Origin of the sequence: Oleiagrimonas sp. (assembly GCF_027858935.1) — a bacterium.
Taxonomy (GTDB): domain Bacteria; phylum Pseudomonadota; class Gammaproteobacteria; order Xanthomonadales; family Rhodanobacteraceae; genus Oleiagrimonas.
The window spans coordinates 1-4,241 of the sequence record NZ_JAQIBU010000142.1 but is presented as its reverse complement, the minus strand read 5'-3'; the positions used below and the strand labels follow the sequence as shown (position 1 = coordinate 4,241).

5 protein-coding genes are annotated in these 4,241 nt (G+C 62.6%); 2 read left to right on the top strand and 3 right to left on the bottom strand.

Annotation, left to right across the window (positions count from 1 at the left end; translation table 11 throughout):
* From PF446_RS05325 to trxA, 3 genes are all read right to left on the bottom strand, one after another.
* Window positions 1-983: M13 family metallopeptidase N-terminal domain-containing protein (locus PF446_RS05325; protein ID WP_298070211.1), on the bottom strand; the 983-nt coding region annotated here is incomplete at its 3' end.
* A 171-nt stretch (window positions 984-1,154) separates the two neighbouring features.
* Window positions 1,155-1,832: a DUF502 domain-containing protein gene (locus tag PF446_RS05320; RefSeq protein ID WP_298070210.1), complete on the bottom strand. Its 678-nt coding sequence runs from the start codon at window positions 1,830-1,832 to the stop codon at window positions 1,155-1,157.
* 94 nt (window positions 1,833-1,926) lie between these two features.
* Window positions 1,927-2,799, bottom strand: a complete 873-nt coding sequence (gene trxA, locus PF446_RS05315; RefSeq protein ID WP_298070209.1) for a thioredoxin — start codon at window positions 2,797-2,799, stop codon at window positions 1,927-1,929.
* Window positions 2,800-2,934: 135 nt separating this feature from the next.
* Here trxA and PF446_RS05310 point away from each other — a divergent pair, with 135 nt between their 5' ends.
* A complete protein-coding gene (locus PF446_RS05310) occupies window positions 2,935-3,549 on the top strand; it encodes a paraquat-inducible protein A (RefSeq protein WP_298070208.1) in 615 nt (204 codons plus the stop codon).
* Complete coding sequence (locus PF446_RS05305; RefSeq protein ID WP_298070207.1) at window positions 3,546-4,187, top strand: paraquat-inducible protein A; 642 nt, start codon at window positions 3,546-3,548, stop codon at window positions 4,185-4,187. Before PF446_RS05310 ends, PF446_RS05305 begins: the two co-directional genes overlap by 4 nt.
* The last annotated feature ends 54 nt before the right edge of the window (window positions 4,188-4,241 follow it).

Genomic DNA, 4,241 nt, shown 5'->3' with positions numbered 1-4,241 from the left:
TCCTTGAAGAATTTGGGCTGCGAGAGCGAAAAGCCCTTGTCGACGGTCACGCCCTGGGCCTTGAAGAACTGCTTCCAGCTGAAATGCGGCGTGGCCTTGTCCGCATCCGCCACCGATACAAAGTGGTACTGATTCTCGGGATTGCGCAGTTTCACACGCGAAATGGAGTGCTTGGCCAGCTCGGTCTCGAAGGCCATGACCTCATGCGCCTTCTTCTCGGCTTGCTTGGCCGGAGTTCCGGTCAAGGTGAACATTTTGGCGATGTACTTGACGTACGCATCGCGGATGTTCTTGTCCTTGGCGTTGGTGTAATACCCCGGGGTGGGCAGGCCCAGGCCGCCCTGATAGGTGTAGCCGATCTGCTTTTTGGCATCCTTGAAATCAGCGCCGGAGCCGAAGCTGAAAACAAAGTTGTTGCCTTTGGCAAATGACTGGTCCAGCCATTCCGGCAGGGCCTTGCGTGAATGGATGGATTGGATCGATTCCAGTTCAGGCTTGATGGGTTTGAAGCCCAACTTGTTGCGAGCCGACATGTTCATGCCGGAGCGGTACAACCAGCCGATTTTCTGCTCGATCGAGCCGGGCTTGGCGCTGTCGGCCTTGTTCTCGGCGGTCTCGACCAGATTGTGCTGGTCTTTCAGGCTCTTTTCATGCAACAGATTGAACGAGCCCCACGAGGACTGGTCGGCCGGAATCGGATGGGCCTTGATCCACTTTGCATTGACGAAGGCATTCAGGTCAGTGCAGGCATTGACCTTGGTGTCGAGGTTGGCGACGTTGAAGATCGGTGCGGTGGAGGCGTGGGCCGGCGTCATTGCGCTTGTGCTGGCGGTCTTGGCGGATGCAGCCGATGCAGCCGATGAAGCCGATGCGGCGGATGCGGCGGATTTCGCCGGAGCTTCCTGCCCACTGCGGCTGCAGGCGGTAGCGGCCAGCGCCAGGCCAAGGGCCAGGGCAAGCGGTTTGATCGCATGCTTGTTCATTGATAGATCTCCGTGAATTGAAGGCGACTGCTGACCGGCCAGCTGGATTGCCGACCTTTGTCATGACGATGAGATACCGGAAATGCAAAATTCCAGCGCTCGACACTAGGACATACTTCTTTAGACCTACAGTGTCGAAGGTAAGGGGTCTGATGCTGTCCCGTTATGTCCTCAAGGCAGGTCAGTGTGTGATGGTTGATCCTTGCGGGCGGTTGCTCCCGGCAGGCGGTCCGGGCCCACGGCGCCGCCGGAAATGATGAAGGCCATGGCCTGGTCCATGGTCCAGTCGGTGGGGGTCAGCTCATCCACCGGCACCACCTCCAGATAGCCGCCGGTGGGGTTGGGCGTGGTCGGGATGTAGACTGCGGCCATCTCCCGGTTCGAGCCCTCCTCGCGCATGGTCCGGGTCACGAAGCCGACCACTTTCATGCCTTGCCGAGGAAAATCCACCAGCACCACGCGCTGCACGCTGTCGGGACGCTTCTGCAGCACGTTCATGAGCTTCTTGGTGCCGCCGTAGATGGTCTGGACCAGCGGGATGCGCTGCAGCAGCTTGTCGAACGCATCCAACAGGCGCTGGCCGATCACGCGACTGGTCAACCAGCCAAGCAGATACAGGCTCACCATGGTCAGCAGCAGCGCGACCACCGGCAGCAGCCACTTGACGTTGAGCACGTCGGCCAGGTGGGGTGCAATCAGCCCCACGCCTCCGAGGATCGCGTTGACCAGCGGGGTTCCGATGCTGGCGAGCAGGCCGAGGACGAAAGAGAACACCAGCCACGTCACCCACAGCGGGATGAAGGTCAGCAGGCCGGTCAGCAGGTAGCGTTTTACACGCAGCGGGCGCATGGCCGGGTCTCTGTGAAACAGGAAGGCCCATTGTAGGCCCATCGGCGCGCTGTGCACGCCGGTGGACTGAGCACCCGCTGAGGGCGATAGGCCGTCAGAACAGCACCGAAGCCATGCGCCGGCGATAGTCCGCGACCAGCGCAGTGTCGTCCAGCACCTGGAAGGCCGCGAGCAGACGCTTGCGGGCCTGGCCTTCGTTCCAGTCGCGCTGGTGGCGCAGGATGTGCAGGAACTGGTCCAGACCTTGCGAAGGCGCGTCGCCCAGCACCTGGCGCACGCCGATCAGGTCGCGTGCGGACCAGTCCTCCGGATTGGCTGCGATGCGCTGGCGCAGGGTATCCGCATCCGGGGCCTGGTCGAGTGCATGTGCCAGATCGAGGCGGCCGCGCAGGCGCACGGCGCGCGCGTCGGTGCCCAGGTTGGCGGGCAGGGCATCCAGTGCGGCCTGGGCCGCGGCGATATCGCCGGCGCGTGACTGGGCCAGGGCCAGGTCGAGCTTGAGGCTCTCGTCATCCGGATCCGCATCCATGGCCTTGCGGATCCGCTCCACCGCCGCCGAAGCGGTCTCCTTGGGCTCGGCTTCCTCGACGGCGGGCTCCTGGTCCGGGAGCTCAAGGGTCGTTGCCGGTTCGACGTGCTTTTGCAGGAACTCACGCAACTGGCCTTCCGGCAGGGCTCCGGCGAAGCCGTCCACGGGCTTGCCATCCTTGAGCAGAGCCACGGTTGGAATGCTGCGTATGCCAAACATCCCCGCCAGTTCCTGATTGGCGTCGACGTCGACCTTGGCCAGGCGGAAGGCGCCGTTGTACTCGTCGGCCAGTTTTTCCAGCAGCGGTCCCAGTGCCTTGCATGGACCGCACCAGCTGGCCCAGAAGTCGATCAGGATGGGGGTGTCCAGGGAGGCCTTGAGGACGTCGTCCTCGAAGGTGTCCTGGCTGACATCAAAAACATGCGGGCTGGTGCTCACGGAGGCTCCAAGGGAAGTTGGTGGTACGTCATTGCTGTTTTCGGGGCGGCCCAGGCCCTTATCAAGGCTACGGCAGCATGCGGCTTGCGCCCATGCATTCGGCATGGCCACGTTGTTGTTGGATAATCATCCACCATGGACACCTCAGTTGCGAATCTTGTGATCTGCGAGCACTGCGATGCTGTGCACCGGCGCCATGAGCTGGCACGCGGCGAGGTGGCACGCTGCGTGCGCTGCCAGGCGCTGCTGTACCGCTGCCCGTGGCTGGACGTGAACAGCATGTTTGCCCTGGCACTGGCGGCCGCTGTGATGTTCTTCATTGCCAACACCTGGCCGATCGTGTCCCTGGGGCTCAACGGGATCCATCGGTCCGCTACCTTGTGGGGCGCCATTTTCGCGGTGGCAAGCGACGGCGCCGGGCTGGTTGCAGTGCTGGTGGCGCTGATGCTGTTCTTCTTTCCCCTGCTTCAGGTGATTCTGTTCGGCTGGATCCTCGGGTTTCTGCGGTTGCACCGGAGGCCTCCGGGTTTTGTGCCCATCATGCGGATACTGACGGCGATCGGACCCTGGAGCATGGTCGAGGTGTTCCTGCTTGGTACGCTGGTGGCCGTGGTCAAGGCGGGCAGTATCTTCGACATCATTCTGCAGCCGGGGATCTGGGCATTTGCGGCCCTTACGGTACTGTTGACCCTGGTGGCCTCATTCGACCTGCGGCGCATGTGGGTGCTGCAGCGGGAGCGTTGCGCATGACTACCGAAGCGGTTGCGACGGCTGCCGATCTGGACATCGTGGCATGCCATTGCTGCGGACAGGTTTGCCAGCATGCGGCCGGCGATATCTGCTGTGTGCGCTGTGGAACCCACCTGCACCGGCGCAAGCGCGACAGTCTTTCCCGGACCTGGGCCTTGCTGCTGGCGGCGATGATCCTGTATGTGCCGGCCAACCTGTTGCCGATCATGCGCACGGGCTCGCTTTTCAGCAGTCAGGACAACACCATTCTCAGCGGAGTGGTCGAGCTGTGGCGCAATGGCTCATGGGACCTGGCGGTGATCGTCTTCGTGGCCAGTATCCTGGTGCCGTTGCTGAAGTTTGCCGCGCTGCTGGTGTTGCTGATCAGCGTGCAAATGGGCAAGGACTGGCGCACCCTGGGGCGCGCTCGGCTTTTCCGCCTGATCGAGAACATCGGATACTGGTCGATGCTGGACGTATTTGTGGTGACCCTGCTGGTCGCGCTGGTGCATTTCCAGAAGCTTTCGCGCGTGGACCCGGGGCCCGGCGTGGTGTACTTCGCGGTGGTGGTTGTGCTTACCATGCTGGCCTCCATGGCTTTCGATCCGCGCCTGATCTGGGATACTGCAGCCGTTGCCAGGAAGCACGCCGATGACTGAACGCGAAACCCCCGCCTCCGGACAGCTGCCCAAGCCGACCGTGGCGAGCCGGAG

What these genes read in the sequence shown, in the direction of transcription:
- PF446_RS05305 (WP_298070207.1), top strand. Translation starts at nt 3,546, where the DNA reads ATGACTACCGAAGCGGTTGCGACGGCTGCCGATCTGGACATCGTGGCA.
- PF446_RS05310 (WP_298070208.1), top strand. Translation starts at nt 2,935, where the DNA reads ATGGACACCTCAGTTGCGAATCTTGTGATCTGCGAGCACTGCGATGCT.
- PF446_RS05320 (WP_298070210.1), bottom strand. Translation starts at nt 1,832, where the DNA reads ATGCGCCCGCTGCGTGTAAAACGCTACCTGCTGACCGGCCTGCTGACC.